The 26,087-nt window shown below is 63.8% G+C and carries 25 protein-coding genes; 9 read left to right on the forward strand and 16 right to left on the reverse strand.

The features are described from left to right. Positions 1-130: 130 nt before the first annotated feature. The 3 genes from rho to TO66_RS30180 form a co-directional block, all read right to left on the reverse strand. Positions 131-1,390, reverse strand: a complete 1,260-nt coding sequence (rho, locus tag TO66_RS30170; protein ID WP_044465681.1) for a transcription termination factor Rho — start codon at positions 1,388-1,390, stop codon at positions 131-133. Between the two features lie 247 nt (positions 1,391-1,637). After that, complete coding sequence (trxA, locus tag TO66_RS30175; RefSeq protein WP_044465682.1) at positions 1,638-1,967, reverse strand: thioredoxin TrxA; 330 nt, start codon at positions 1,965-1,967, stop codon at positions 1,638-1,640. Between the two features lie 126 nt (positions 1,968-2,093). Next, a complete protein-coding gene (locus tag TO66_RS30180; protein WP_044465683.1) occupies positions 2,094-2,792 on the reverse strand; it encodes a FadR/GntR family transcriptional regulator in 699 nt (232 codons plus the stop codon). Between the two features lie 254 nt (positions 2,793-3,046). On the opposite strand from TO66_RS30180, the gene TO66_RS30185 reads away from it, so the two are divergent. From TO66_RS30185 to ppx, 5 genes are all read left to right on the forward strand, one after another. Beyond that, positions 3,047-3,832 (forward strand): transporter substrate-binding domain-containing protein, encoded by a 786-nt coding sequence (locus TO66_RS30185; RefSeq protein ID WP_044465684.1) that lies wholly within the window; start codon positions 3,047-3,049, stop codon positions 3,830-3,832. A gap of 21 nt (positions 3,833-3,853) precedes the next feature. Beyond that, complete coding sequence (locus tag TO66_RS30190; protein WP_044465685.1) at positions 3,854-4,522, forward strand: amino acid ABC transporter permease; 669 nt, start codon at positions 3,854-3,856, stop codon at positions 4,520-4,522. Beyond that, on the forward strand, positions 4,519-5,169 hold the full coding sequence (locus TO66_RS30195; RefSeq protein WP_044465686.1) for an amino acid ABC transporter permease: 651 nt from the start codon (positions 4,519-4,521) through the stop codon (positions 5,167-5,169). Before TO66_RS30190 ends, TO66_RS30195 begins: the two co-directional genes overlap by 4 nt. Continuing rightward, a complete protein-coding gene (locus TO66_RS30200; protein WP_044465687.1) occupies positions 5,156-5,890 on the forward strand; it encodes an amino acid ABC transporter ATP-binding protein in 735 nt (244 codons plus the stop codon). Before TO66_RS30195 ends, TO66_RS30200 begins: the two co-directional genes overlap by 14 nt. Before the next feature lie 199 nt (positions 5,891-6,089). Next, the gene (ppx, locus tag TO66_RS30205) at positions 6,090-7,592 is read left to right on the forward strand and encodes an exopolyphosphatase (protein ID WP_044465688.1); all 1,503 of its coding nucleotides are present in this window, start codon (positions 6,090-6,092) and stop codon (positions 7,590-7,592) included. An 88-nt stretch (positions 7,593-7,680) separates the two neighbouring features. Here the strand turns inward: ppx and ppk1 are convergent, their stop codons facing one another. Continuing rightward, positions 7,681-9,900: a polyphosphate kinase 1 gene (gene ppk1 / locus TO66_RS30210; RefSeq protein WP_044465689.1), complete on the reverse strand. Its 2,220-nt coding sequence runs from the start codon at positions 9,898-9,900 to the stop codon at positions 7,681-7,683. 18 nt (positions 9,901-9,918) lie between these two features. Continuing rightward, complete coding sequence (gene hemB, locus TO66_RS30215) at positions 9,919-10,932, reverse strand: porphobilinogen synthase (protein WP_044465690.1); 1,014 nt, start codon at positions 10,930-10,932, stop codon at positions 9,919-9,921. Between the two features lie 207 nt (positions 10,933-11,139). Between hemB and TO66_RS30220 the strand changes: the two genes are divergently transcribed. Then, a complete protein-coding gene (locus TO66_RS30220; protein WP_044465691.1) occupies positions 11,140-11,763 on the forward strand; it encodes a DedA family protein in 624 nt (207 codons plus the stop codon). Here TO66_RS30220 and TO66_RS30225 read toward each other — a convergent pair. Then, entirely contained in the window at positions 11,744-12,979 is a 1,236-nt protein-coding gene (locus TO66_RS30225; RefSeq protein ID WP_044466190.1) for a sterol desaturase family protein, read from the reverse strand. The two genes, TO66_RS30220 and TO66_RS30225, sit on opposite strands and share 20 nt — an antisense overlap. A gap of 112 nt (positions 12,980-13,091) precedes the next feature. Here TO66_RS30225 and elbB point away from each other — a divergent pair, with 112 nt between their 5' ends. Further along, entirely contained in the window at positions 13,092-13,760 is a 669-nt protein-coding gene (gene elbB, locus TO66_RS30230) for an isoprenoid biosynthesis glyoxalase ElbB (protein WP_044465692.1), read from the forward strand. A gap of 48 nt (positions 13,761-13,808) precedes the next feature. On the opposite strand, the gene TO66_RS30235 is transcribed toward elbB, so the two are convergent. From TO66_RS30235 to TO66_RS30255, 5 genes are all read right to left on the reverse strand, one after another. Further along, entirely contained in the window at positions 13,809-14,264 is a 456-nt protein-coding gene (locus TO66_RS30235) for a YaiI/YqxD family protein (RefSeq protein ID WP_044465693.1), read from the reverse strand. 99 nt (positions 14,265-14,363) lie between these two features. Beyond that, positions 14,364-16,262, reverse strand: a complete 1,899-nt coding sequence (locus TO66_RS30240; RefSeq protein ID WP_044465694.1) for a cytochrome c/FTR1 family iron permease — start codon at positions 16,260-16,262, stop codon at positions 14,364-14,366. 263 nt (positions 16,263-16,525) lie between these two features. Then, entirely contained in the window at positions 16,526-17,158 is a 633-nt protein-coding gene (locus TO66_RS30245; protein ID WP_007926706.1) for a LysE family transporter, read from the reverse strand. 102 nt (positions 17,159-17,260) lie between these two features. Further along, complete coding sequence (locus TO66_RS30250; RefSeq protein WP_044465695.1) at positions 17,261-17,842, reverse strand: mechanosensitive ion channel family protein; 582 nt, start codon at positions 17,840-17,842, stop codon at positions 17,261-17,263. Then, the gene (locus TO66_RS30255; RefSeq protein ID WP_044465696.1) at positions 17,842-19,752 is read right to left on the reverse strand and encodes an ATP-binding cassette domain-containing protein; all 1,911 of its coding nucleotides are present in this window, start codon (positions 19,750-19,752) and stop codon (positions 17,842-17,844) included. Before TO66_RS30255 ends, TO66_RS30250 begins: the two co-directional genes overlap by 1 nt. Positions 19,753-19,802: 50 nt before the next feature. Here TO66_RS30255 and TO66_RS30260 point away from each other — a divergent pair, with 50 nt between their 5' ends. After that, positions 19,803-20,267: a TIGR02444 family protein gene (locus TO66_RS30260; RefSeq protein WP_044465697.1), complete on the forward strand. Its 465-nt coding sequence runs from the start codon at positions 19,803-19,805 to the stop codon at positions 20,265-20,267. Here the strand turns inward: TO66_RS30260 and TO66_RS33050 are convergent. Continuing rightward, positions 20,264-21,445 (reverse strand): AlgP family protein, encoded by a 1,182-nt coding sequence (locus TO66_RS33050; protein WP_044465698.1) that lies wholly within the window; start codon positions 21,443-21,445, stop codon positions 20,264-20,266. The genes TO66_RS30260 and TO66_RS33050 overlap by 4 nt on opposite strands. A 193-nt stretch (positions 21,446-21,638) precedes the next feature. Between TO66_RS33050 and TO66_RS30270 the strand changes: the two genes are divergently transcribed. Continuing rightward, positions 21,639-22,304: an FKBP-type peptidyl-prolyl cis-trans isomerase gene (locus TO66_RS30270; protein WP_044465699.1), complete on the forward strand. Its 666-nt coding sequence runs from the start codon at positions 21,639-21,641 to the stop codon at positions 22,302-22,304. Positions 22,305-22,367: 63 nt separating this feature from the next. On the opposite strand, the gene TO66_RS30275 is transcribed toward TO66_RS30270, so the two are convergent. The 4 genes from TO66_RS30275 to TO66_RS30290 form a co-directional block, all read right to left on the reverse strand. Then, the gene (locus TO66_RS30275; RefSeq protein ID WP_044465700.1) at positions 22,368-22,826 is read right to left on the reverse strand and encodes an Rsd/AlgQ family anti-sigma factor; all 459 of its coding nucleotides are present in this window, start codon (positions 22,824-22,826) and stop codon (positions 22,368-22,370) included. Between the two features lie 208 nt (positions 22,827-23,034). Next, a complete protein-coding gene (locus TO66_RS30280) occupies positions 23,035-23,556 on the reverse strand; it encodes a disulfide bond formation protein B (protein ID WP_044465701.1) in 522 nt (173 codons plus the stop codon). A 152-nt stretch (positions 23,557-23,708) separates the two neighbouring features. Beyond that, positions 23,709-24,947, reverse strand: coding sequence for a heme biosynthesis protein HemY (locus TO66_RS30285; RefSeq protein WP_044465702.1), 1,239 nt, complete (start codon positions 24,945-24,947; stop codon positions 23,709-23,711). Then, a complete protein-coding gene (locus tag TO66_RS30290; protein WP_044465703.1) occupies positions 24,944-26,083 on the reverse strand; it encodes a uroporphyrinogen-III C-methyltransferase in 1,140 nt (379 codons plus the stop codon). Before TO66_RS30290 ends, TO66_RS30285 begins: the two co-directional genes overlap by 4 nt. Positions 26,084-26,087: the final 4 nt, after the last annotated feature.

The raw sequence follows: 26,087 nt of genomic DNA on the forward strand, positions 1-26,087 counted from the left end.
GTTTTGGCCGTGGCGTTCGGGGCTGGCAGTTTAGCGCCGAACCCGACTGTTCAGAACAGTGAACTGCCGTTCATCGATAATTCAGATAGCAAAAAGCCGGGTTTCCCCGGCCTTTGCGGTCCCGCTCGACTTACTTGCGTTTCATCGACAGGAAGAACTCATCGTTGGTCTTGGTCTGCTTCAGCTTGTCGACCAGGAACTCGATGGCGGCGACTTCATCCATCGGATGCAGGAGCTTGCGCAGGATCCACATGCGCTGCAACTCGTCGTCGGCGGTCAGCAACTCTTCGCGGCGAGTGCCGGACTTGTTGATGTTGATGGCCGGGAACACACGCTTCTCGGCGATACGACGGTCCAGTGGCAGCTCCATGTTGCCGGTGCCCTTGAACTCTTCGTAGATCACTTCGTCCATCTTCGAGCCGGTTTCGACCAGCGCGGTGGCGATGATGGTCAGCGAGCCGCCTTCTTCAATGTTCCGCGCGGCGCCGAAGAAACGCTTCGGTTTTTCCAGGGCGTGGGCATCGACACCACCGGTCAGCACCTTGCCGGAGCTCGGGATCACGGTGTTGTAGGCACGGGCCAGGCGGGTGATGGAGTCGAGCAGGATCACCACGTCCTTCTTGTGCTCGACCAGGCGCTTGGCCTTCTCGATCACCATCTCGGCAACCTGCACGTGGCGGGTCGGCGGCTCATCGAACGTCGAGGCGACCACTTCGCCGCGCACGGTGCGCTGCATCTCGGTCACTTCTTCCGGACGCTCGTCGATCAACAGCACGATCAGATGAACTTCAGGGTTGTTACGGGTGATGTTCGACGCGATGTTCTGCAACATGATGGTCTTGCCCGCTTTCGGCGGGGCAACGATCAGGCCACGCTGGCCTTTGCCGATCGGCGCGCAGAGGTCGATGACACGACCGGTCAGGTCTTCGGTGGAACCGTTGCCGGCTTCCATCTTCATGCGCACGGTCGGGAACAGCGGCGTCAGGTTTTCGAACAGGATCTTGTTCTTCGCGTTCTCGGGACGATCGTAGTTGATCGTGTCGACCTTCAGCAGCGCGAAGTAACGCTCGCCTTCCTTTGGAGGGCGGATCTTGCCAACGATGGTGTCACCGGTGCGCAAGTTGAAACGACGGATCTGGCTCGGGGAGACGTAGATATCGTCTGGGCCGGCCAGGTAGGAGGCGTCGGAGGAGCGAAGAAAGCCGAAGCCGTCCTGGAGGATCTCCAGCACGCCATCACCGGAGATTTCCTCACCGCTTTTCGCGTGCTTTTTCAGCAGGGAGAAAATCACGTCCTGCTTGCGCGAACGGGCCATATTTTCTATGCCCATCTGTTCGGCCAATTCGAGCAGTTCGGTAATCGGCTTTTGCTTGAGTTCAGTCAGATTCATATAGGAATGACGTAATCATTTATGGAGGGGGGAAATTAAGCTTTTGGCTTAATGAGGCCGCGCCGCGGAGAAGGCGACAGGATCGCGTACTTATTCGAAAAGGAGAGCGTCGGCGACGGCTTGCAGGGGGCAGAGGAGAAACCAGTGCGGGGCCGAATGTAACACCTGATTTTCTGAGCGTCTAGCCCTGAATAATGAAAAAGCCCCGCTATTTACGGGGCTTTTTTGATGCCATTTACAACGACGATCAGATGTTGGCGTCGAGGAAAGCAGCCAGCTGCGACTTGGACAGAGCGCCGACCTTGGTCGCTTCAACATTGCCGTTCTTGAACAGCATCAACGTAGGGATACCACGCACGCCATGCTTGGCCGGGGTTTCCTGGTTTTCGTCGATGTTCAGCTTGGCAACGGTCAGCTTGCCTTTGTAGGTTTCAGCGATTTCGTCCAGGACCGGAGCGATCATCTTGCATGGGCCGCACCACTCAGCCCAGTAGTCGACCAGTACAGCGCCTTCGGCCTTGAGTACGTCAGTCTCGAAGCTAGCGTCGCTAACGTGTTTGATAAGATCGCTGCTCATGGAAGTCTCCAGGTTGTAAGCAAAAAAACGTGGCCCATCATAGCCGCCCTTCCCGCGTTCAGGAAGCCGGAGTTGATTGACTCTCGCTATGGTGCCCGATGAGTTTGGGTATAGCCCAATTCACCGCTACACAGGCGTGACGAAGGCGATTCCGGTGCGCAGGGCCGCGCCGCGCACATGCTCCTGCATGGCTTTCTGGGCCGGCCCCGAGGCATGCCGGGCCAGTCCGCGAAGGATCTTGCGGTGTTCCTGCCAGGTTTCCATGGCCCGCTCGGGCCGGATGAACGGTAGTTTCTGGCTCTCTAGGAAGATCTCTGCGCTGGTGCTGAGAATGCTCGACATCGCCTGGTTGCCGCTGGCCAGCAGGATCTTCTGGTGAAACTCGAAGTCCAGCCGGGCCGCCGCCTCGAAATCCGCCGCCCGCAACTCGGCACGCATTGCCTCGACATTATCCTGCAAGGCATCCAGTTCGTCGGCGGTCAGGGTCACGGCCGCCAGGCCGGCGGCGAAGCCTTCCAGGGCGTAGCGCAGCTGGAAGATGTCCGCCGGCGAGGCCTGGGCCGCGAACGGCCAGCTCAACCCGACGCCGTTGACCGGCGCTTGCGCCGTCTGCACAAAGACCCCCTTGCCCGGCTGCACGCTGATCACCCCCAGGGCGCTCAACGATGACAGCGCCTCGCGCAACGAAGCCCGGCTGACCCCCAGTTGCACGGCCAGATCGCGCTGCGAGGGCAACGCATCGCCCGGGCCGAAACCGCGCTCGCTGATCAATTGGCGAATGCCTTGCAACGCCACTTCGGGTACGGCGCGGGAGATCGAGTTCATAGGGTTCAGGTTGGCCGGTCCAGGAAAAACCTAGTTGTAAAGCTATTCGCCAGGGCCGGCAAGTCGTGCCCCAAGGGGGTTCGGGTGCACGGCCGGACGCTCGATAAAGGGGCGGCAAAGCTGCCCACTGTTCAGACCAGTAAGACCGAACAAAACCAGCAAACTCCAGCGCTCCAGGGCCTTTTCCGGCGTTTGGCACGGGCTGTGCTGTGTGCCAGCGCAGAAATCACTCCCCGTGAATCCGGAGATTTGCCATGACCAAGCGTTTCAGCGCCCTGCTCTCTGCCCTGTTTGCCAGCCTGATGCTGGGCCAGGCGCCCGCCCATGCCAGCGGCCTGGACGACATCGTCGCCCGTGGCGCTCTCAAGGTCGCCGTGCCCCAGGACTTCCCACCGTTCGGCTCGGTGGGCCCGGACATGCAACCCCGCGGCCTGGATATCGACACCGCGAAACTGCTGGCCGAGCGGCTCAAGGTCAAGCTCGAGCTGACTCCGGTCAACAGCACCAACCGCATTCCGTTCCTGACCACCGGCAAGGTCGACCTGGTGATCTCCAGCCTCGGCAAGAACCCCGAGCGCGAGAAGGTCATCGACTTCTCCCAGGCCTACGCGCCCTTCTACCTGGCGGTGTTCGGCCCGCCCGAGGCGCCTGTCGCCAGCCTCGACGACCTCAAGGGCAAGACCATCAGCGTCACCCGCGGCGCCATCGAAGACATCGAGCTGACCGCCGTCGCCCCGCAGGGCGTGACCATCAAGCGCTTCGAGGACAACAACTCGACCATCGCCGCCTACCTGGCCGGCCAGGTCGACCTGATCGCCAGCGGCAACGTGGTGATGGTCGCCATCAGCGAGCGCAATCCGAAGCGCATCCCGGCGATGAAGGTCAAGCTCAAGGACTCCCCGGTCTACGTCGGCGTCAACAAGAACCAGCCCGAGCTGCTCGCCCAGGTCAATCGGATCCTGACCGACGCCAAGGCCGACGGCAGCCTGGATAAGAACGCCCAGCTGTGGCTCAAGCAGCCGCTGCCGGCCGGCCTCTGATCGCGTTCACGGAGGCTCGCCATGGCTTATCAGTTCGACTTTCTGCCGGTGCTGGAAAACACCGGCCTGCTGCTGCGCGGAGCCCTGTTCACCCTTGAGCTGACCGCCATCGGCGCCGTGCTCGGCGTCGGCGTGGGGATCATCGGCGCGCTAGTGCGGGCCTGGAAGATCCAGCCCTTCTCGGCCCTCTTCGGCGTCTATGTCGAACTGATCCGCAACACCCCGTTCCTGGTCCAGCTGTTCTTCATCTTCTTCGGCCTGCCTTCGCTGGGGCTGCAGATTTCCGAATGGCAGGCCGCAGTGCTGGCAATGGTGATCAACCTGGGCGCCTATTCCACGGAAATCATCCGCGCCGGCATCCAGGCCATCCCGCGCGGCCAGCTGGAAGCGGCCGCGGCCCTGGCGATGACGCGCCTGGAAGCCTTCCGCCACGTGGTGCTGCTACCGGCCCTGAGCAAGGTCTGGCCGGCCCTGAGCAGCCAGATCATCATCGTCATGCTCGGATCGGCGGTGTGTTCGCAGATCGCCACGGAGGAGCTGAGTTTCGCCGCCAACTTCATTCAGTCGCGCAACTTCCGCGCCTTTGAAACCTACGCCCTGACCACGCTGATCTACCTGTGCATGGCCCTGCTGATCCGGCAGTTGCTGAATTGGCTCGGGCGCCGCTATATCGCGAGGAACAGCCAATGAGCGATTTCAGTTTCTGGGACATCCTGCGCAACCTGCTGGCCGGCCTGCAATGGACGCTGGTGCTGTCGCTGGTGGCCTTTGTCGGCGGCGGCCTGATCGGCCTGCTGGTCATGACCCTGCGCATTTCCAGGAAGGCTTTCCCCCGCCAGTTCGCCCGCCTTTATATAGAGCTGTTCCAGGGCACGCCGTTATTGATGCAACTGTTCCTGGTGTTCTTCGGTGTCGCCCTGCTGGGGGTCGATATCTCGCCCTGGCTGGCGGCGGCCATTGCTTTGACCCTGTTCACCAGCGCTTACCTGGCGGAGATCTGGCGCGGTTGCGTCGAGTCGATCCCCCACGGCCAGTGGGAGGCCTCCTCCAGCCTGGCGCTCACCCCCTATGAACAACTGCGCCATGTGATCCTGCCGCAAGCGCTGCGCATCGCCGTGGCGCCTACCGTGGGTTTCTCGGTGCAGGTGGTCAAGGGCACCGCCGTGACCTCGATCATCGGCTTCACCGAACTGACCAAGACCGGCGGCATGCTCGCCAACGCCACCTTCGAACCCTTCATGGTCTACGGCCTGGTGGCGCTCGGTTACTTCCTGCTGTGCTACCCCCTGTCCCTCAGTGCGCGCTACCTGGAAAGGAGACTGCATGCCTCTGCTTAGAATTTCCGCCCTGCATAAATATTACGGCGACCACCATGTGCTCAAGGGCATCGACCTCAGCATCGAGGAAGGCCAGGTGGTGGCGATCATCGGCCGCAGCGGCTCGGGCAAAAGCACCTTGCTGCGTACCCTCAACGGCCTGGAGTCGATCAACGACGGGGTCATCGAAGTCGACGGCGAATACCTCGACGCTGCCCGCGCCGACCTGCGCAGCCTGCGGCAGAAGGTCGGCATGGTGTTCCAGCAGTTCAACCTGTTCCCGCACCTGACCGTCGGCGAGAACGTCATGCTGGCTCCGCAGGTGGTGCAGAAGGTGCCCAAGGCCAGAGCCGCCGAGCTGGCGCGGGAAATGCTCCGGCGGGTTGGCCTGGAAGAGAAGTTCGACGCCTTCCCCGATCGCCTGTCCGGCGGCCAGCAGCAGCGGGTGGCGATTGCCCGGGCGCTGGCCATGTCGCCGAAGGTGCTGCTGTGCGACGAAATCACCTCGGCCCTGGACCCGGAGCTGGTCAACGAAGTGCTGAGCGTGGTGCGCCAGCTGGCCAAGGACGGCATGACCCTGATCATGGTGACCCACGAAATGCGCTTTGCCCGGGAAGTGGGGGACAAGCTGGTGTTCATGCACCAGGGCAAAGTGCATGAAACCGGCGACCCGAAAGTGCTGTTCGCTCATCCGCAGACAGCGGAACTGGCGAATTTCATTGGCAGCGTCGAGAACGCTTGACCCTGCAGCCACTGCCGCCAATCGCGCCATGCCCCCGCGGGACCAGCACGGCAACGCCTGGCTTATAGCCTGCCGTAGCGACCGCGGCGGCCGGCTGCGCGAGGTTTCATGCGTTGAATCAACGCATTGGACACTGCGCGTTGGCGCGAGCGATTGATCGTGGCAGGATGGCAAGGTTATCGACCGAGACCCCCAAACCATGCCGCAATCCCAAGCCAAGAATCTGTCCCTGATCGCCGCCATCGACCTGGGCTCCAACAGCTTTCACATGGTCGTGGCCAAGGCTCACCATAATGAAATCCGCATTCTCGAGCGGCTCGGTGAAAAGGTTCAGCTGGCCGCCGGCATCGATGAAGACCGTCAACTCAACGAAGAATCCATGCAGCGCGGGCTCGATTGCCTGAAGCGCTTCGCCCAGCTGATCAACGGCATGCCCCTGGGGGCTGTGCGCATCGTCGGCACCAACGCCCTGCGCGAGGCCCGCAACCGTGGCGAGTTCATCCGCCGCGCCGAAGAGATCCTCGGCCACCCGGTGGAGGTCATCTCCGGCCGCGAAGAAGCCCGCCTGATCTACCTGGGCGTGTCCCACACCCTCGCCGACACCCCGGGCAAGCGCCTGGTTGCCGATATCGGCGGCGGCAGTACCGAATTCATCATCGGCCAGCGCTTCGAGCCACTGTTGCGCGAGAGCCTGCAGATGGGTTGCGTCAGTTTCACCCAGCGCTATTTCCGCGACGGCAAGATCACCCCGGCGCGCTATGCCCAGGCCTACACCGCGGCGCGCCTGGAAATCATGAGCATCGAACACGCCCTGCACCGCCTGACCTGGGATGAAGCCATTGGCTCCTCGGGCACCATTCGCGCCATTGGCCTGGCGCTCAAGGCCGGCGGCCATGGCAGCGGCGAAGTCAACGCCGAGGGCCTGGCCTGGCTCAAGCGCCGGCTGTTCAAGCTGGGCGACGCCGAGAAAATCGACTTCGAAGGCATCAAGCCGGATCGCCGCGCGATCTTCCCGGCCGGCCTGGCGATTCTCGAAGCGATTTTCGATGCCCTCGAACTGCAGCGCATGGACCACTGCGAAGGCGCGCTGCGCGAGGGCGTGCTCTACGACCTGCTGGGGCGCCATCACCACGAAGACGTGCGCGAGCGCACCCTGGGCTCGCTGATGGAGCGCTACCACGTCGATCAGGAGCAGGCAGTACGGGTCGAGCGCAAGGCGCTCCATGCCTTCGACCAGGTGGCCGAGGACTGGGACCTGCAGGACGGCATCTGGCGCGAATTGCTGGGCTGGGCCGCCAAGGTCCATGAAGTGGGCCTGGATATCGCCCACTACCACTACCACAAGCATGGCGCCTACCTGATCGAGCACTCCGACCTGGCGGGCTTCTCCCGCGAAGACCAGCAAATGCTCGCGCTACTGGTACGCGGCCACCGCCGCAACATTCCCAAGGACAAGTTCGCCGAATTCGGCGAGGAAGGCCGCAAGCTGATCCGCCTGTGCGTGCTGCTGCGTTTCGCCATCCTGTTCCACCACATCCGTGGCACCCAGGAAATGCCCCAGGTGAAGCTGCACGCCGCCGGCGACAGCCTGGACGTGATTTTCCCGAAACAATGGCTGGACGATAACCAGCTGACCCAGGCCGACTTCGCCCTGGAAGCGGAATGGCTGACCCGGGTCGGTATCACCCTCAACGTGCACTGATCCCGCGCACAAAAAAGCCGGCTTGCCGGCGATGGCGCCCCGTTGAAGGGACCATCGCCGGCAAGCCGGCTTTTTCATGGGCGCCGTCTCAACGCACCGTCAGCACCGGGCTGCCGAGACGCTCCAGCAAGGTGGCCTGGGCGCTGCGCGGGTTCTGGTTGCCGGTCGGGGTATTGCGGATGTAGCGCCCGTCCGACTGCAGGCTCCAGCTGTGGGTGTTATCGGTGAGATAACTTTCCAGCTCCTTCTTGACCCGCAGGATCAGCTTCTTGCCCTCTACCGGGAAGCAGGTCTCGACGCGCTTGTCGAGGTTGCGCTCCATCCAGTCGGCACTGGAGAGGAACATCTGCTCCTCGCCGCCATTGAGGAAATAGAACACCCGGGTGTGCTCCAGGAAGCGGCCGATGATCGAGCGCACATGGATGTTATGCGACACGCCGGCGATGCCCGGCCGCAGGCAGCACATGCCGCGCACCACCAGGTCGATGCGCACGCCCGACTGGCTGGCCTTGTACAGCGCGCGAATGATCTTCGGATCGGTCAGCGAGTTGAACTTGGCGATGATGTGCGCCGGCTTGCCGTCCAGGGCGAACTGGGTCTCGCGGGCAATCATGTCGAGCATGCCCTTCTTCAGGGTGAACGGCGCGTGCAGCAGCTTCTTCATGCGCAGGGTCTTGCCCATGCCGATCAGCTGGCTGAACAGCTTGCCGACGTCCTCGCACAGGGCGTCGTCGGAGGTCAGCAGGCTGTAGTCGGTATACAGGCGGGCGTTGCCGGCGTGGTAGTTACCGGTGCCCAGGTGCGCATAACGCACGATCTCACCGGCTTCGCGGCGCAGGATCAGCATCATCTTGGCGTGGGTCTTGAAGCCGACCACGCCGTAGATCACCACCGCACCGGCCGCTTGCAGGCGGCTGGCCAGTTGCAGGTTGGACTCTTCGTCGAAACGCGCCCGCAGCTCGATCACCGCGGTGACTTCCTTGCCGTTGCGCGCCGCGTCCACCAGGGCGTCGACGATTTCCGAGTTGGCGCCGCTGCGATACAGGGTCTGGCGTACCGCCAGCACGTGCGGGTCCTTGGCGGCCTGGCGCAGCAGGTCGACCACCGGGGTGAAGGATTCGAACGGGTGCAGCAGCAGGATGTCCTGCTTGCTGACCACGCTGAAGATGTTCTCGCTGTTCTGCAGCAGCTTGGGAATCTGCGGGGTGAACGGGGTGTATTGCAGCTCCGGGTGGCTGTCCAGGCCGGTGATGCTGAACAGGCGCGTCAGGTTGACCGGACCGTTGACCTGGTACAGCTCGGTCTCGCTCAGGCTGAACTGCTTGAGCAGGTAGTCGGAGAGGTGTTTCGGGCAGGTATCGGCCACCTCCAGGCGCACCGCATCACCGTAGCGGCGGGAGAACAGTTCGCCGCGCAGGGCGCGCGCCAGGTCTTCGACGTCCTCGGAGTCCAGCGCCAGGTCGGCGTTGCGGGTCAGGCGGAACTGATAGCAGCCTTTCACCTTCATGCCCTGGAACAGGTCATCGGCGTGGGCGTGGATCATCGACGACAGGAACACATAGTTGTCGCCAGGGCCGCCGACTTCTTCCGGCACCTTGATGATCCGCGGCAGCAGGCGCGGCGCCGGAATGATCGCCAGGCCGGAGTCGCGGCCGAAGGCGTCGATCCCTTCGAGCTCGACGATGAAGTTCAGGCTCTTGTTCACCAGCAACGGGAACGGGTGGGTCGGATCGAGGCCGATCGGCGTGATGATCGGGGCGATCTCGTCGCGGAAGTAGCGACGCACCCAGGTCTTGAGCTTGGCGGTCCAGTAACGACGGCGGATGAAGCGGACCTGGTGCTTCTCCAGCTCCGGCAGCAGGACGTCGTTGAGAATCGCGTACTGGCGGTCGACCTGGCTGTGTACCAGGTCGCTGATGCGCGCCAGCGCCTGGTGCGGTTGCAGGCCATCGGCGCCGGCCTGTTCGCGGGCGAAGGTGATCTGCTTCTTCAGGCCGGCGACGCGGATCTCGAAGAACTCATCCAGGTTGCTGGAGAAGATCAGCAGGAACTTCAGGCGTTCCAGCAACGGGTAGGACTCATCCAGCGCCTGCTCCAGCACGCGGATGTTGAACTGCAGTTGCGACAGCTCGCGATGGATGTACAGGCTGCTGTCATCCAGGCTCGGAATGACCAGGGTCGGCATCGCCACATGGGGCGCATCCGCCTGCACGGGCGGGGCTTCGAGCTCCGGAGGCGTTTCGACGACCTGCTCGACCACGGGCTGAGCTTCTTTTACGGCAACTTCAGTGAGTCCTTCGGTATTCATCGCGTGTTCCTGGGAGGGCTATTTTTGCTCTCGTAACAATTGAGCAGCACGAACGGCAAAGTAGGTCAGGATGCCATCGGCACCCGCACGTTTAAAGGCGGTCAAGGATTCGAGAATCACCCCTTCGCTCAACCAGCCATTCTGGATCGCCGCCATGTGCATGGCGTATTCGCCGCTGACCTGATAGACAAAGGTCGGCACCTTGAATTCATCCTTGACCCGAAAAAGGATGTCCAGGTACGGCATGCCCGGCTTGACCATGACCATGTCCGCGCCCTCGGCGAGGTCGGCGGCCACTTCATGCAGGGCTTCATGGCTATTGGCCGGGTCCATCTGGTAGGAGGCCTTGTTGGCCTTGCCCAGGTTCAGCGCCGAACCGACCGCCTCGCGGAACGGGCCATAGTAGGCGCTGGCGTACTTGGCCGAGTAGGCCATGATCCGCACATTGACGTGTCCGGCCAGCTCCAGGGCTTCGCGGATCGCCTGGATGCGGCCGTCCATCATGTCCGAAGGCGCCACCACCTGGGCTCCCGCTTCGGCATGGGACAACGCCTGCCTGACCAGGGCATCGACGGTGATGTCGTTCTGCACGTAACCGTCTTCGTCGAGAATGCCGTCCTGGCCGTGGGTGGTGAACGGGTCCAGCGCCACGTCGGTGATCACCCCAAGCTCCGGGAAACGCTCGCGCAACGCACGGGTGGCGCGCTGGGCGATACCGTCCGGGTTCCAGGCTTCGGCGGCGTCCAGCGACTTGAGCTCGGTCGGGGTCACCGGGAACAGCGCCAGCGCGGGAATCCCCAGCTCGACCCACTGCGCCGCTTCTTCGAGCAACAGGTCGATGGTCAGGCGCTCGACTCCCGGCATCGACGTCACCGCTTCCCGGCGATTCTCACCATCGAGCACAAAAACCGGGAGGATCAGGTCGTCGGTGGTCAGGACGTTTTCACGAACCAGGCGACGAGAGAAGTCATCACGACGGTTGCGGCGCAGGCGGGTGGCAGGAAACAAGCGGTTGGCTGGGGTAAAGCTCACGACAGACTCCTGAGCCCGGGCAGGCGGGCGAGCGTGACAGTTATAAGCGGCCATTATGACGAACGGATGACAGTTGTGCTTAACCCTGTGACCGGTAGTCGCAGCTATTGTCCGGCCAGCATTTGTTCACGTCGAGACACATTTGGATACTTTCCTCCATGGGCTCGAAGGGGTAGGCTGCGCGTTCATTTCGCCAGCATCCAGACAATGCTCCAACAATTTCTTCAGGAATTCGGCTACTTCGCCCTCTTTCTCGGCACGTTCTTCGAAGGCGAGACCATCCTGGTCCTGGCCGGTTTCCTCGCGTTTCGCGGATACATGGACATCAACCTGGTGGTGGTCGTGGCGTTCTTCGGCAGCTATGCCGGCGACCAGCTGTGGTACTTCCTGGGCCGCAAGCACGGGCGCAAGCTGCTGGCGCGCAAGCCACGCTGGCAGATGATGGGCGATCGGGCGCTGGAGCATATCCGCAAGCATCCGGACATCTGGGTACTGAGCTTTCGCTTCGTCTATGGCCTGCGCACGGTGATGCCGGTGGCCATCGGCCTGTCGGGGTATCCGCCGGGACGCTACCTGTTGCTCAACGGCATTGGCGCGGCGATCTGGGCCGCCGCCCTGGCCGCCGCGGCCTATCACTTCGGCGCGGTCCTGGAAGGCATGCTGGGCAGCATCAAGAAATACGAGCTGTGGGTGCTCGGCGCCTTGCTGGTCCTGGGCTTCGCCCTGTGGCTGCGACGCCGCTTCAAGAACGCGCGGCTGGCCAAGGCCATCTACGAAGCCGAACAGGTCAAGCAGGACGCCAGCTGCAAGCCTAAGACGCCAGCCGAGTAAGGCGGGCCCGACAGCCATACAGCGCGATGCCGCTGAGCAGGCTGTAGCTGACCAGGCCGACCCAGCCCAAAGCGCTGGCCGGCCATAGCCCGACCAGGGGCGCGAGCCACACCAGCGGCAGGTTCGATGCCAGCCGCAGCAACTCCATCTTCAGCGCCCACGGGCGGTTCTCCAGCATCACCCCCAGCACGAACAGCCCCAGGGTCGTGGCGCCCCCGCCCAGTACCAGGGCGGCGACCGGCAGTTGTTCGCCCTGCGTCATCAGGTAACTGCCAAAAGCCGCGTATACCGCGAATTGCAGCACCACATAGAGCTGTTGCCCGACATCCAGCGGCACCTCGAACTTGCGGAACAGGGCAAGGTCCGGCTTGCCCATCGGGTATCTGGCCGCCACATCCGCCGGGCGCCAGCCGGTCCGCATGAACCAGATCCTCAGCTTGTCCCGATAGCGCTCGGCACGCCGCGCATCGGCCAGCAGCTGGGCGTAGAACTGCAGGTTGGCCCACACCGGGTTCCAGCTCGCCAGCGGCGTGGTGACGCCGAACACCGGCGGCTCGTTGTCATCCTCCTCCTGGAAGGTGCCGAACAGACGGTCCCAAATAATGAACACGCCACCGTAGTTGCGATCCATGTAGAGAGCGTTCTGCGCATGGTGAGCCCGATGATTGGACGGCGAGACGAAAAACCACTCGAACCAGCCCAGCTTGGGAATATGCCGGGTATGCACCCAGAACTGGTACAGCAGGTTCAACGCGCCCACGCTGACGAACACCAGCAGCGGCACCCCCAGCACCGCCATCGGCAGATAGAAGATCCAGCTCAGCAAGAAACCGGTGCTGGTCTGGCGCAATGCCGTGGACAGGTTGTAGTCCTCGCTCTGGTGGTGCACCGAATGCGCCGCCCAGAGGATGTTGCGCTCATGCCCCATGCGGTGCAGCCAGTAGTAGCAAAGGTCGTAGAGCACAAAGGCGAATACCCAGGTCCAGGCGCTGTCGGCCGACAGGCTAAACAGACTCAGGTGCTCCAGGGCAAACGCGTAGGTCACCAGCCCGACGCCCTTGGTCAGCAGCCCGGTGGTGGTCGACAAGGCCCCGGTACTGAGGCTGTTGATCGCATCCGCGACCCGATAGTTGCTCACCCCCCGCCAGCGGTCGACCAGCAGTTCGAGGGCAATCAGCACAAAGAAGAACGGCACCGCATACAGAATGAAATTCATCACACGCCCCATCGCAAACCTTGGCGAAGATTAGGTCCGGCAGCGGGATAACCCTATGGCAACGGGCGACAAATTAGTGGACATTTGACGCCATGAATCTGGAGAACAAACCATGAGCAAAAAAGTTGCAGTGATCCTTTCCGGCTGTGGCGTCTATGACGGCGCCGAGATCCATGAAAGCGTCATCACCCTGCTGCGCCTGGACCAGCGCGGCGCGCAGGTGCAGTGCTTCGCCCCCAACATCGCCCAGTTGCACGTGATCAACCACCTGACGGGCGAAGAGATGCCCGAGTCGCGCAATGTCCTGGTGGAGTCGGCGCGCATCGCCCGCGGTCAGGTGAAGGATATCCGCGAGGCCAACGCCGAAGACTTCGACGCGTTGATCGTCCCGGGCGGCTTCGGCGCGGCCAAGAACCTCTCCAACTTCGCCATCGAAGGCGCCGGCTGCGCGGTCCAGCCCGATGTCCTGGCGCTGACCGAAGCCTTCGCCGAAGCCGGCAAGCCGGTAGGCCTGATCTGCATCTCGCCGGCCCTGGCGGCGAAAATCTACGGGCCGGGCGTGACCTGCACCATTGGCAACGACGCCGACACCGCGGCCGCTGTGAAGAAAATGGGCGCCACCCACGAAGAGTGCGTCGTCGGCGACATCATCGAGGACAAGGCGCGCAAGCTGGTCAGCACCCCGGCCTATATGCTCGCGCAGTCCATCGGCGAAGCGGCGGGCGGGATCAACAAGCTGGTGGACCGGGTACTGGAACTCACCCACGACAACGACGAATGACCCCGCAGCCGTGGCGAGCGACCAGCCGCGCTCGCCACACCGCGTGAATCAGGCCTGGCGCGCCAGTCGCGTCAGGATCCGGTCCAGGGCATTGGCGAAAGCCTGCTTCTCCCGATCGCCATACGGCCCCTGCCCCCCGCCCACCTGCCCCTGCTCACGCAGATCGGTAAACAGGTTGCGCACCGCCAGCCGCTCCCCCATGTTCTGCGCGTCGAACTCCTTGCCCCGCGGATCGAGGGCGGCGACGCCCTTCTTCACCAGCCGGTCGGCCAGGGGCACGTCGCTACAGATCACCAGCTCGCCCGGCACGGCGTGCTCCACCAGATAGTCGTCGGCCGCATCCGGGCCGCTGGGCACCACGATCAACTTGACGCAGGCGAACGCCGGCTTGATCTGCGGCTGCCCCGCCACCAGCACCAGTTCGAACTGGCGCTTGAGGGCAAACCTCACCACCTGGTCCTTCGCCGCCTTGGGGCAGGCATCGGCATCGATCCACACACGCATTGCGTCATTCCTCTGAAAAGCATCGCGGGCAAGCCTCGCTCCCTACAGTGATCGCTGTAGGAGCGAGGCTTGCCCGCGATAATGAGCGAAGCGGATGCCTCAGGAAACCTGGGCCCGGCGCTTCTCGGTGATGCGGCTGCGACTGTAGAGCACGATGATCGCCACGATCGCCACCGCCTGGGCGGTCAGCGAGTAGGCGTCGGCGTGAATCCCCAGCCAGTCGAAGTCGAAGAACGCCACTGGCCGCGTGCCGAAGATCCCGGCCTCTTGCAGCGCCTTGACGCCATGCCCGGCGAAGACCACCGACAAGGCACACAACAACGCCGCATTGATCCCGAAGAACAGCGTCAGCGGCAGCTTGGCCGAACCGCGCAGGATCACCCAGGCCAGGCCGACCAGCAGCACCAGCGCCGTGGCGCCACCGGCCAGCACCGCCTCATGACCCGCCGGGCCGGCCTGCAGCCAGAGGGTTTCGTAGAACAGGATCACTTCGAACAGCTCGCGATAGACCGAGAAGAACGCCAGCACCGCGAAACCGAAACGCCCGCCGCCGCTCACCAGGCTGCTCTTGATGTAGTCCTGCCAGGCCGCCGCATGCCGGCGATCGTGCATCCACACCCCGAGCCACAGCACCATGACGCTGGCGAACAGCGCCGTGGCGCCTTCCAGCAGTTCACGCTGGGAGCCGCTGACATCGATCACGTAGGCCGCCAGCGCCCAGGTGCCCAGGCCGGCCAGCAAGGCCAGGCCCCAGCCGATATTGACGCTGCGCACCGCCGATTGCTGGCCGGTGTTCCGCAGGAACGCCAGGACCGCCGCCAGCACCAGGATGGCCTCCAGGCCTTCGCGCAGCAGGATCAGCAAGCCGGAGATGTAGCTCAGCGACCAGCTCAAGCCATCGCCGCCCAACAGGCCCGCGGACTCCTTCAGCTTGGCCTTGGCGGCCTCCAGGCGCTGCTCGGCCTGTGCTACCGGCAAGCCGTCCTGCAACGCCTGGCGGTAGGCCATCAAGGCCTTCTCCGAATCCTTGCGCACGTTGCTGTCGACGTTGTCCAGAGAGCTCTCCACCAGCTCGAAGCCTTCCAGATACGCCGCTACCGACAGGTCATAGGCCTGCTCGCGGTCGCCAGCGCGGTAGGCGGCCAGGCTCTTGTCCAGGGTAGAGGCGGTGTAGTCGAGCAACTGCGCCGGGCCGCGCTTGACCTGCGGCGGCTGGGCGCGCTGGGCGCGGAACGTGGCCACGGCCTGCGAGCCTTCGACGGCCTCTACCTCGCTCGGCGTCTGGCGGGCCAGGTCGGCGAGGTTGTAGTTCTTGTCACCTTTGGCAGCAGCCGGATCGGCGGTGAAGCCGGCGATATAGGTCGCCAGGTCCCAGCGCTGCCGGTCATCCAGTTGATCGGCGAAGGACGGCATGTCGGTGCCTTCGACGCCCAGGCCAAGGGTGTTGTAGATCGCGTAGAGGCTCAGGTGATCCAGGCGGGCCGCATCCCGCAGGTTGGCGGGCGGCGGCGTCAGGCCGACCCCGGCCGGGCCGTCGCCGGCGCCGGTATCGCCATGGCACACCGAGCAGTGCTGGGCATACAGCGGCGCACCACGGCTCGGATCGGGAGTGATGATCGGCGCCTGGCTGACCTCATAGGCCACCGCCAGCCTGGCCCCCAGTTGCCGCGCCTGGCGAGCGACGACCGCGCCTTCGGCCCTGGCCTTGATCGCACTGTCCAGGCTGGCGACGCCCTGCTCCAGCTCGGCCTTTTCCGGCTTGGCCGGCAACTCGGCGATGAGCCCCTGCAACACGCCGAGGAATTCGACCTGCTCGCGGTACTCGGACTCGTCGATCACCTTGCCCGCCTCGACCGTCGGCGGATAATCCGCACCAATGTAGTCGAGCAGATGCAGCGCCTTGGGCGCGCCTTCTACGGTGTCTGCCAGCAGATTGGAGCTGCACAGGGCCAATACTGGCAGTACAAGCCACGCCAGAAAACGGGAGGGGGCAGTCATGAACGAATCTCAAATGGAAATACGAAGTAACACATTGTTCACTTAGAGTGACTTTCACTCAAGCGCTGTCATGTAACCACCCGGCTTCGCCAAGGGCCCGATGCTGGCTCAAAGCCTTGTGCGGCCCGGTCCCCCGGGTTTCCTGAAGAAACATGAAATAAATCCCCGCGCTCGCTCAAGAGCCGTTCGCCGCTGCCCCCTTCCCCTGTCGGACATAAAAAAGGCGCCCCCGAGGGGCGCCTTGTTGTTAAGCGGCGTCTGTCTCAGACCGGCGCTTTGCGGATCGTTGCCAGCAGCCCGGCAGCCCCCAGGAACAGCCCGGCGAACGTGCGGTTCATGCGGCGCTGCTGGGTCGGCGTACGCAGCAGGCGCAGCACCTTCGAGGCCAGCCCGGTGTAGCCGGCCATCACGATCAGGTCGACGGCGATCATGGTCGCGCCGAGGATCAGGTACTGCTTCACCAGAGGCGCGTGCGGATCGATGAACTGCGGCAGCACCGCCAGCATGAACACCAGCGCCTTGGGGTTGCTGATGTTGACCAGGAACCCGCGGAACACCAGGGCCAGGGGCTTGCCGATCGGGCGGATCGCGGCGTCGTCACTCAGGTCGCTGGGCAGTGCGCGCCATTGCTTGACGGCGAGGTAGACCAGGTACGCCACGCCGAACCATTTGATCGCGTAAAAGGCTGTCGAGGAGGCCGCGAGAATCGCTCCCACGCCGGCGGCGACAATCGCGATCTGCATCGCCAGGCCCAGTTGCAGGCCCAGGGCGTTCCAGTAGCCGCGCCAGAAACCGTATTGCAGGCCACAGGACATCGACGCAATGGCGCCGGCTCCAGGGGAAAGGCTGATCACCCAGCAGGCGGCAAAAAATGCCAGCCATGTCTCAAGAACCATCGCACACCTCGGCTCGAATTCGTCGTAGACGCCTAAGCTAATGCGCGAGCGGGCGGATGACCATAGATTTTTGTCGGCCCGCCAGTGGCAGCCGCACGAGGGCTACTTCTCGCCGCTGCCCACCGATACCACATCGCTGCCGCGCCAGCGCCGCACCGAACGCTGGAAGAACAGGCTATTGGGCACCTGGACCATCGCCCCGCCGGTTCCGGCTTCCTCGGCTTCGATCAGCGAGGTGTACAGCAGATTGATCGCCACCACCCGGCCCTTGATGCCCGGCTTGTCGAGGGTGTCCACCAGTTCGACCACATCACCGATGCGGAATGGGCCCACGGTGAAGATCAGAATCGCGCAGAGCAGGTTGGACAGCACGCTCCACATGGCGAAGAACGCCACCGCCGCCACCGCGACAAAGCCGGAAAGCGCGGTCCACAGCACCGTCGCCGAGACCCCGAGCCGGCCCAGGACGAAAATCAGCGCGCTGCCCATGATCAGCCAGCGCAGGCCTCCGCGCAGCGGCATCAGCAACTGCGGCGGAAAGGGATAACGTTCGCCCAGGCGAGTCAGGCCACGCGCGACAAAACGCTGGGCGAGGTAGCCGGCCAGCAAGATCAGCAGGATCTGCACGGCGATCCACAGCGGCTCGATCCACTCGGCCGGCAACGGCAACTTGAAGGCCTCCATCAGGACAAGGCTTCCAGTTCCGCCTGCATGCTTTCCAGCAACTCCAGGGCTTCCATCCAGGCTTCTTCCAGCTCGCCTTCGCGCACCTTCAGCCGGGCTTGTTCGGCCAGCAGGTCGCGCAGTTCGTCCTTGCGCGCCGCCTCGTAGAGGCCACTGTCGCCAAGGCTGGTCTCGATCTGCGCCAGCCGCTCGTGGACCTTGCCCAGCTCGCTTTCCAGCTTGTCGGCTGCACGCTTGTGCGGCGCCAGTTGCTGGCGCAGGGCGGCCGCCGCCTGGCGCTGGGCCTTCTTGTCGGTCTTGTCCGGGTTGACCGGGCCGGTGCTGGCCGGCGCGTTGCGCAGGCGGTAGTCCACCAGCCAGCGGGCGTAGTCGTCCAGGTCACCGTCGAACTCTTCGACCTTGCCGTCGGCCACCAGGAAGAAGTTGTCGGTGGTGCTCTTGAGCAGGTGGCGATCGTGAGAGACCACCAGCACTGCACCGCTGAACTCTTGCAGGGCCATGGTCAGCGCCAGGCGCATTTCCAGGTCCAGGTGGTTGGTCGGTTCGTCGAGCAGCAACAGGTTCGGCCGCCCCCAGGCGATCAGCGCCAGCGCCAGGCGCGCCTTTTCGCCACCGGAGAAATTCAGCACCGGCTCATCGATCCGCGCGCCACGGAAATCGAAACCACCGAGGAAGTCGCGCAAGGTCTGCTCGCGCTCGGTCGGCGCCAGGCGCTGCAGATGCAACAACGGGCTGGCCTTGGCGTCGAGCGAATCCAACTGATGCTGGGCGAAGTAGCCGACCACGGTATTCTCGCCACGGGTCAGGCGGCCGCCCAGCGGCGACAGCTCGCCGGAGAGGTTCTTGATCAGGGTCGACTTGCCGGCGCCGTTGGGGCCGAGCAGGCCAATGCGCGCACCCGGGGTCAGTTGCAGCTTGACCTTCTCCAGCACGGTCTTTTCGCCGTAGCCCAGGCGGGCATCGGAGAGGTCGAGCAACGGGCTGGAGATCTTCTCCGACTCGCGGAACACGAAATCGAACGGCGAGTCGACGTGGGCCGCAGACAGCTCCTCCATCCGCTCCAGGGCCTTGATTCGGCTCTGGGCCTGACGGGCCTTGGTGGCCTGGGCCTTGAAGCGCGCGATGTACTTTTCCATGTGCGCACGTTGCGCCTGCTGCTTCTCGTAGGCTTGCTGCTGTTGCGCCAGGCGTTCGGCACGGGCCCGCTCGAAGGCACTGTAGCCACCGCGGTAGAGCGTGAGCTTGCGCTGGTCGACATGAGCCACATGGTCGACCACCGCATCGAGGAAATCGCGGTCGTGGGAAATCAGCAGCAGGGTACCGGGGTAGCCCTTGAGCCAGTCTTCCAGCCAGAGGATCGCATCGAGATCCAGGTGGTTGGTCGGTTCGTCGAGCAGCAGCAGGTCCGATGGGCACATCAACGCCTGCGCCAGGTTCAGGCGCATCCGCCAGCCCCCGGAAAAATCGCCGACCTGACGGTCCATCTGTTCGTTGCTGAAACCCAGGCCGGCCAGCAACTTGCGCGCTCGCGCATCGGCGGTATAGCCGTCGGCGCTGTCCAGCTCGGCATGCAGGCGCGCCAGGGCGGTGCCGTCATGGGCCGCTTCGGCGGCCGCCAGGTCGCGCTGCACCTGGCGCAGACGCAGGTCGCCATCGAGCACGTAGTCGACCGCCAGCCGCTCGAGGGTATCGACCTCCTGGCGCATGTGGGCGATACGCCAGTCGGCCGGCAGGAAGCAGTCACCCGAATCCGGGTGCAACTCGCCGCGCAGCAAGGCGAACAGGCTGGATTTGCCGGCGCCGTTGGCACCGATCAGACCGGCTTTCTGGCCGGCGTGCAGGGTCAGCTCGGCGTCTTCTAGCAGACGCTGCGGACCACGCTGTAAAGTCAGGTTCTGAAGTCGAATCATAATGGCGGCGGAGTCTACCAGCTTCGCTCGCAACTGGCGCGAGTAGCGAGATGCCCTCTGACCTGTGGAGTTTCACCCTCAAGACCTACGCCCGCCCGGGCGTCGAAAAGGCTTGCCTGGACCTTCAGGCGGCCGGGGCCAATGTCTGTCTTTTGCTCTGTGCGGCCTGGCTGGGCGCACGCGGTGTGGCCTGCGATCCTCAACGCCTGCAACAGCTGCGGGCCCTGGGCCAACCCTGGCACGACGAAGTCGTCAGGCCGCTGCGGCAGCTGCGCACGCAATGGCGGCCGGCCGCGGCGATCGATCCGGAACTGGCAAGCCTGCGCGAGCGGGTCAAGGCATTGGAACTGGAGGCAGAACGGCAACTGCTGGTGCGCCTGGAAGCGCTGGCGGGGGAATGGCCGGGAGATGAAGCGCAAGATCTGATGAGCTGGCTGGAAGGACTGGCGGCCGAAGCCGCCAACCTCAACCGCGACGCGCTGCAGGCGCTGCGCGTCGCGGTGACCGACGCTTAGGAAGCGCTGGTTGGCGTGGTGCTGACAGAAGCGGTCGGCGCTGGAGTGGCCGCGGTGGACGCTGCTGGAGCCGACGAAGGTGCCGCAGCAGCAGGTTTGGCTGCTGGAGCCGCTGGAGTGGCAGGCTTGGCGGCCGCTGGAGCGGTTGCCGGTTTGGCCGCAGGCTTGGCAGCGACAGGCTTCTTCGCGGCAGGCTTGGCAGCTGGTTTGGCAGCAGGTTTCGCCGCTGGCTTGGCAGCCGGTTTTGCTGCGGCAGGTTTCGCTGCTGCCGGCTTGGCCGCGCTGGAGGTAGCCGGCTTGGCAGCTGCGGGTTTGGCTGCAGGCTTGGCCGCGGGTTTCGCTGCAGCCTTCACCGAAGCTTTTGCCGCAGCCGGTTTCGCCGCAGGTTTCGCAGCGGTTTTTGCCGCGACCGGTTTGGCCGCAGGCTTGGCGGCAGCAGGTTTGGCCGCTGCAGTTTTAGCGGCAGGCTTGGCGGCAGGTTTGGCCACAGGCTTGGCTGCGGGTTTCGCTGCAGCCGGTTTGGCCGCCGCGGTTTTCGCAACAGGTTTGGCAGCCGGCTTGGCAGCAGGTTTAGCGGGGGCTTTTGCAGCAGCTGGTTTAGCGGCCGGCTTGGCAGCCGCGGGTTTGGCGGCGGCGGTTTTTGCGGCTGGCTTGGCAGCGGGTTTGGCCGCCGGTTTGCTGGCTGCTTTTACCGGTGCCTTGGCGGCAGGCTTGGCAGGCGCTTTGGCCGCTGGCTTGGCCGCGGCTTTCTGTGCGGGAGCTGCAGCCGGTTTGGCGGAACGAGTGCTCAGCACCTTGGCTGCAGCCTCTTTCACACGACCCACACCCTGGGCCAGTTTCAGGCTTTCCTGGGCATCGCGCTTGAGTTGCAGAATGTAGGCGCGGGTTTCGGATTGACGAGTCTTGAGCGCATCGAGCAGGTCTTCAAGTTCTTTCACCGCGTCCTTGGCCTTGGCTTGCGCCTTGGCCTTGCCGGCCGCCGCGGCGTCCTGCAGTTTGGTGCGCGACTTGTGCAGTTTTTCCTGTGCCTTACCGCGTTGCTTTTCCAGTTTGGCGAGCAATTTCTCAGCATCAGCCAAGGCTTGGGAACAAGCATTTTCCAAGTGCTCGAGCAGGCTGCTCGAAAGCTGTTGGAGCAAGTGCAACGGAGTATTTACAGGCTTCTTATTGGCCGACATGGTTTACCTCCTGGCTGACGTGAGTTGCGGCTCATACTAGACCTCTGCTGCTACCGCCGCTAGGGCATGTTGACAGTATCGAATGCCATGCGTTGCAGAGGATTGAAAATGTTCTTCGCACGCCAGAAAGTTACTCACCAGCCGCCACATCCACACTGGCATAATCCACTCCGTCTCAGGCCGGAGAGTGCCCATGTCGCGCTACCTTTTTTTATCCTTGTGCATGTTGTTGCCGCTGGCTCAGGCCACTGAAGATTCGCAGAAAAACGATGCCCGCGATCTGGCCTACAGCCTGGGCGCCAGCCTGGGCGAACGCCTGCGCCAGGAGGTGCCGGACCTGCAACTCCAGGCCTTGGTGGAGGGATTGCAACAGGCTTATCAAGGCAAGCCGCTGGCCCTCAAGGACGAACGCATCGAACAGATTCTTGCCCAGCACGAGGCTCAGGTCAGCGAGCAGGCGAACAAGCCGGCGATCGAAGTTGCGCTGGAAAACGAACAGCGCTTTCTCTCGACCGAGAAGAAACGACCGGGTGTACGCGAACTGGAAAACGGCATTCTGCTGACCGAACTGGCACCCGGCAGCGGAGCCCGCCCGGGGGCCAATGGCTCAGTACAGGTGCGCTATGTCGGGCGCCTGCCGGACGGCACGGTGTTCGACCAGAACGAGCAGCCACAGTGGTTTCGACTGGACAGCGTGATTGCCGGCTGGCGCAGCGCCCTGCAACAAATGCCGACCGGGGCGAAGTGGCGCCTGGTGATCCCTTCGGCCCAGGCCTATGGTGCCGACGGAGCCGGCGACCTGATCGCCCCTTACACTCCTCTGGTGTTCGAGATCGAATTGCTGGGCGTCACCGGCTAGGTCTTGGCCGAAACGAAAAACGGTGCGCATTGCGCACCGTTTCGTTCAATCTTGCGTTGCAAGTCAGGCCTGCAGCGCTGCCTCTTCCTTGTGCGCGTTGTGCAGCACTTCGATCAGGCAGTCTTCCAGTTCGAAGCGCTCATGCAGCAGGCCACCCAGCTCCTTGAACTTCTCCGCCACGCATTTGCCTGCGTCGCACAGATCGTTGAACGCCAGCAGCTTTTCAGTGATGACATCGATCCGAGGGTAGAGGGTTTCGGCCAGTTCGAGCCCGCGCTTGTCATTGAACGCCTTGGCTTCGCCGGTCAACTGCTCGTAGATTTCAAAGTGCCCGGCGGAAACGTAGTCGACGAGGATGGCGCAGAACTCCTGCAACGGCTGCCGATTGTCAGCCAGTGCCTCAGGCTCTGCGCCGAGAGCATCGTAGGCCCGAACCAGTTCGTGACGCTCCTGCAACCAGCGATCGATCAGCAGATGCACTCCGCCCCAGCGCTCCTGGGCATTCTGACAACTTTCGAGCATGGCGATCTCTCTTCCCTTTTGGGTCATGCCGCTCTGAATCCGCCACTGGGCTGAACATCGTCATTTGCCCAGGCAGAACAGCATCGAGCAACGTAAATGCGGTGACACGTGCGGGCCAGATTATGCCCGCTCGACAGCCGCTTCAAGGTACGCAGGCGATAAAGTTCATACAAGTGTTTAATCTTGAGCTCCGTCGCAAATTGGCGACTCAAGCCCCGGCCGCCCTGCCCCGGCCTCGTGATAGAAGCAGCGCCAGGCGATAAACGCTCAGAATCAGCACCCCGATGAAGAACAGCAGGCTCCACTCCGCCGCGCTCATGTCCAGCAGCGTCCAGGTAACCTCCGCGCACTGTGCCGTACCGGTAAAAGCCAGCCGCAGGGCCCGCTCCCAAGGCAGGTTGCCGAGCATGAACGGCATGTCCGGCAGGCACGCCAGCAACTGATCCGAAGGGATGTTCTGCAATAGCACATGGCGCCCGGCCGTGATGACGCCTCCCAGGCTGCAGAGCAACTCCAGCAGCCAGTACCCGATACTCGCCAGATATTGTGGTGCATGCAGGACCGCCACCAGGCTGACCGAGGTCAACAGCAGGGCGAAGAAACGCTGCAGTACCCAGAGCAGGCAAGGCTCGAGCCCAACCCGGTACTCCAGGTGAAACGAAGCCCACAGGGCCAGGGCACCGATAAGAAATACAAGGCAGAACAGCGAGCGTGAGCCGGCCAGTGACATGGGGTATCCGCAATGGAAGAAACAGGCAGCCACGGTAGAGAAAGCGCCCGCCCCTTTCAAGGCACGCGGCGTCGGGGGGCGACAGAACGAGCAGGCCGGATAGACTGGTCGCCGGGCGGGGCGCATCGAATGGCGCGCCCCGCCCTGGGAGGTCAGGCCCTGGCCGGTATCGGCAAGGGCAAGGCCAGCAGGCGTTCGTCCAGCAGCCCCAGGCCTTCCTGGAACAACTGGTTGCTGCGCTCGGTATCGCCCAGCTGCGCCAGCAGTCGCGCCAGCTCGGCACAGGCTTCCGGGTTGCGCTGCACGCGCAGGCTGCTTTCCAGATAATCCCGCGCCTTGCCCCAGAGACTGGTTTGCAGGCACAGGCGTCCGAGGGTCAACAGCAGGCTCGGATCGTTCGGATGGTCTTTGAGCCATTGCTCGGCGAACTGCAACTGCCGCGCCGGATCGCTGCCACGCAGCAAACCGTAGAGCCGCGCCAGGTGGCTGTCGTACTTGCGCTTGAGGGCTACCCGCAGCACCTCTTCGGCCTCGGCCTCGGCCCCCAGCTGGCGCAGCTGTTCGGCGTAGGCCAGCACCAGTTGCGGTTCCTGGCGCTGGGCGGCGGTCAACTGCTGCCAGGCCCGATTGAGCGATTGCAGGCCAACCGTGCCATTTTCCTCACGATGCGCCGCGAGGGTCAGGTTCTCGCCCCAGGCCCGGCGCTCCAGCTCCGCCAGTTCGCTGGCCGGCAGGACCTTGTCCTTGCGCAGCTCAGGCAGCAGGCGAATCACTGCCGACCAATCACCCCGCTGCTGATGCAGGCGCTGCAACTGCCGCAACACCTGAACGCTGTGCGGGTGACGTTCGTGCATTGCCTGCAGAGTGCTCAAGGCACCTTCGGTATCACCGCGATCGGTCTGTAGCTGGGCATGACTCAAGGCCACCGCCAGCTCAGCCTGGGGCTGACGCTCCAGGGCACGCTCCAGAAGCTTGTCGCTTTCCTCGTAGTGCCCCTGCTCGTTCGCCGCCCGCGCCGCGCCGAGGTAATACAGCAACGGCTGGCGCTCGGCTTCGGCGGCCCGATGCAGATGCCGCTGCGCGCTGGCCCAGCGACCTTCGGCAAGGTCCATCTGGCCTTGCTCGATGGCGATCTGCACCCGACGACTGCGGTTGCGTCGCGACCAGGGATTGACCACGCCACTGGAGGCCATCACCAGCTCGATCAGTGCCTTGATGCCCCAGATCACCAGCCAGATCACCGCGATCAGGATGAGCGTCGCCCACAGGCTCGACTCATAGCGGAAGCTGTTGTAGGCCACCAGCACGTACCCGGCATGCTGGGCGATCGCCAGCCCAAGGAGGCCCGCTGCGGCGATGACCAGGAACAGAATCACATACAGGCGCTTCATGGGCTGGTCTCCTGCACCGGGTTCGCGGCAGGCTTGGCCAGTGGCTTGACCGACTCTTCAGCGCTCAGGTTGCGGCGTTCCAGATAGGCTTGAACGGCACCCAGGGTCTTGGCCAGGTCCGGAGTCAGCACCGTGACCGGCTGTTTGCTCAACTCGGAGACGCGTTCGAGCATGAGTTTGCTCTGTGGGTTGTCCTGGTTGAAGTTGCCCTTCAACACATCGCGAGCCTCGGCCAATGCCTGGGTGTAGACCGGTGCCTGGCCATTGAGCGCCGCCCACTGGGCCTGCTCCAGGGCCAGGCTCAGGGCCAGGCGCACCTGCGTCAGGCTCTGACCGGCGAGCAGCGGCCGCACATTCTTGTCGGCATCGAAGTCGATGCGAATGTAACGCGAGATCTGCTCCCACCATTGCGCCCAGCGGCTGGCGCCGTCGCCATCGGCGGTCAGGCCCAGCAACGAGCCGCCACGGTCGTGATACTCGGGCGCCAGCTCGGTGAGCTCGACCACCTGATCACGCAAGGCGCCCAACTGCAGGAACAGCCCGGTGCGATCCGGCTGCTCGGTGCTGCGCAAGGCTGCGAGGCTCTTGGCCAACTGTTCACGTGCGGCAAAAGAACCGGGATCGTTCTGCTCGCGCAGGATCTCGTCGGCGCCCTGTACCAGCGCCTGCGCGCTGCTGATGTCCTGCAAGGCCGAGAGACGCAGGCTGGCAAGACGCAGCAGGTGTTCCGCCTCGGCCAGGCGCCAGTCCTTGCGGCTGGCGCCCAGTACGCTCTCCAGTCGCTGGCTGAGGCGCTGCTGGTCACCTTGCAACTGCGCGACCAGGCGACGGCGCTCTTCCAGTTCGCCGGCCGGCGGCAGTTGCTCCAGGCGTGTGCTGAGACGCTGCGAGTCGAGCTTCAGGCTCTGGGCTTCATCGCCCAGGGCCTGCAACTGCCCCAGTTGCTGTTGATGGTTGGCCTGCAGGTTGCGTACCTGCCAGACACCCCAGCCACCGGCAGCGACGCCGGCCGCCCCCAGCAACAGGGCCAGGATCGCCAACCCGTTGCCACGGCGCTGCGGAGCAGGGGTTGTGGGTTCAGCCGGTGCATCGAGGACCGGCTGGGCATCATCTTTAGGCAAGGCTGTTTCGCTCACGTAT

It is taken from the genome of Pseudomonas sp. MRSN 12121, assembly GCF_000931465.1.
GTDB lineage: Bacteria > Pseudomonadota > Gammaproteobacteria > Pseudomonadales > Pseudomonadaceae > Aquipseudomonas.

Coding starts and splice junctions, on each gene's coding strand:
- rho (WP_044465681.1), bottom strand. CDS start 1,390: ATGAATCTGACTGAACTCAAGCAAAAGCCGATTACCGAACTGCTCGAA.
- trxA (WP_044465682.1), bottom strand. CDS start 1,967: ATGAGCAGCGATCTTATCAAACACGTTAGCGACGCTAGCTTCGAGACT.
- TO66_RS30180 (WP_044465683.1), bottom strand. CDS start 2,792: ATGAACTCGATCTCCCGCGCCGTACCCGAAGTGGCGTTGCAAGGCATT.
- TO66_RS30185 (WP_044465684.1), top strand. CDS start 3,047: ATGACCAAGCGTTTCAGCGCCCTGCTCTCTGCCCTGTTTGCCAGCCTG.
- TO66_RS30190 (WP_044465685.1), top strand. CDS start 3,854: ATGGCTTATCAGTTCGACTTTCTGCCGGTGCTGGAAAACACCGGCCTG.
- TO66_RS30195 (WP_044465686.1), top strand. CDS start 4,519: ATGAGCGATTTCAGTTTCTGGGACATCCTGCGCAACCTGCTGGCCGGC.
- TO66_RS30200 (WP_044465687.1), top strand. CDS start 5,156: ATGCCTCTGCTTAGAATTTCCGCCCTGCATAAATATTACGGCGACCAC.
- ppx (WP_044465688.1), top strand. CDS start 6,090: ATGCCGCAATCCCAAGCCAAGAATCTGTCCCTGATCGCCGCCATCGAC.
- ppk1 (WP_044465689.1), bottom strand. CDS start 9,900: ATGAATACCGAAGGACTCACTGAAGTTGCCGTAAAAGAAGCTCAGCCC.
- TO66_RS30220 (WP_044465691.1), top strand. CDS start 11,140: ATGCTCCAACAATTTCTTCAGGAATTCGGCTACTTCGCCCTCTTTCTC.
- TO66_RS30225 (WP_044466190.1), bottom strand. CDS start 12,979: ATGAATTTCATTCTGTATGCGGTGCCGTTCTTCTTTGTGCTGATTGCC.
- elbB (WP_044465692.1), top strand. CDS start 13,092: ATGAGCAAAAAAGTTGCAGTGATCCTTTCCGGCTGTGGCGTCTATGAC.
- TO66_RS30235 (WP_044465693.1), bottom strand. CDS start 14,264: ATGCGTGTGTGGATCGATGCCGATGCCTGCCCCAAGGCGGCGAAGGAC.
- TO66_RS30240 (WP_044465694.1), bottom strand. CDS start 16,262: ATGACTGCCCCCTCCCGTTTTCTGGCGTGGCTTGTACTGCCAGTATTG.
- TO66_RS30245 (WP_007926706.1), bottom strand. CDS start 17,158: ATGGTTCTTGAGACATGGCTGGCATTTTTTGCCGCCTGCTGGGTGATC.
- TO66_RS30250 (WP_044465695.1), bottom strand. CDS start 17,842: ATGGAGGCCTTCAAGTTGCCGTTGCCGGCCGAGTGGATCGAGCCGCTG.
- TO66_RS30255 (WP_044465696.1), bottom strand. CDS start 19,752: ATGATTCGACTTCAGAACCTGACTTTACAGCGTGGTCCGCAGCGTCTG.
- TO66_RS30260 (WP_044465697.1), top strand. CDS start 19,803: ATGCCCTCTGACCTGTGGAGTTTCACCCTCAAGACCTACGCCCGCCCG.
- TO66_RS33050 (WP_044465698.1), bottom strand. CDS start 21,445: ATGTCGGCCAATAAGAAGCCTGTAAATACTCCGTTGCACTTGCTCCAA.
- TO66_RS30270 (WP_044465699.1), top strand. CDS start 21,639: ATGTCGCGCTACCTTTTTTTATCCTTGTGCATGTTGTTGCCGCTGGCT.
- TO66_RS30275 (WP_044465700.1), bottom strand. CDS start 22,826: ATGCTCGAAAGTTGTCAGAATGCCCAGGAGCGCTGGGGCGGAGTGCAT.
- TO66_RS30280 (WP_044465701.1), bottom strand. CDS start 23,556: ATGTCACTGGCCGGCTCACGCTCGCTGTTCTGCCTTGTATTTCTTATC.
- TO66_RS30285 (WP_044465702.1), bottom strand. CDS start 24,947: ATGAAGCGCCTGTATGTGATTCTGTTCCTGGTCATCGCCGCAGCGGGC.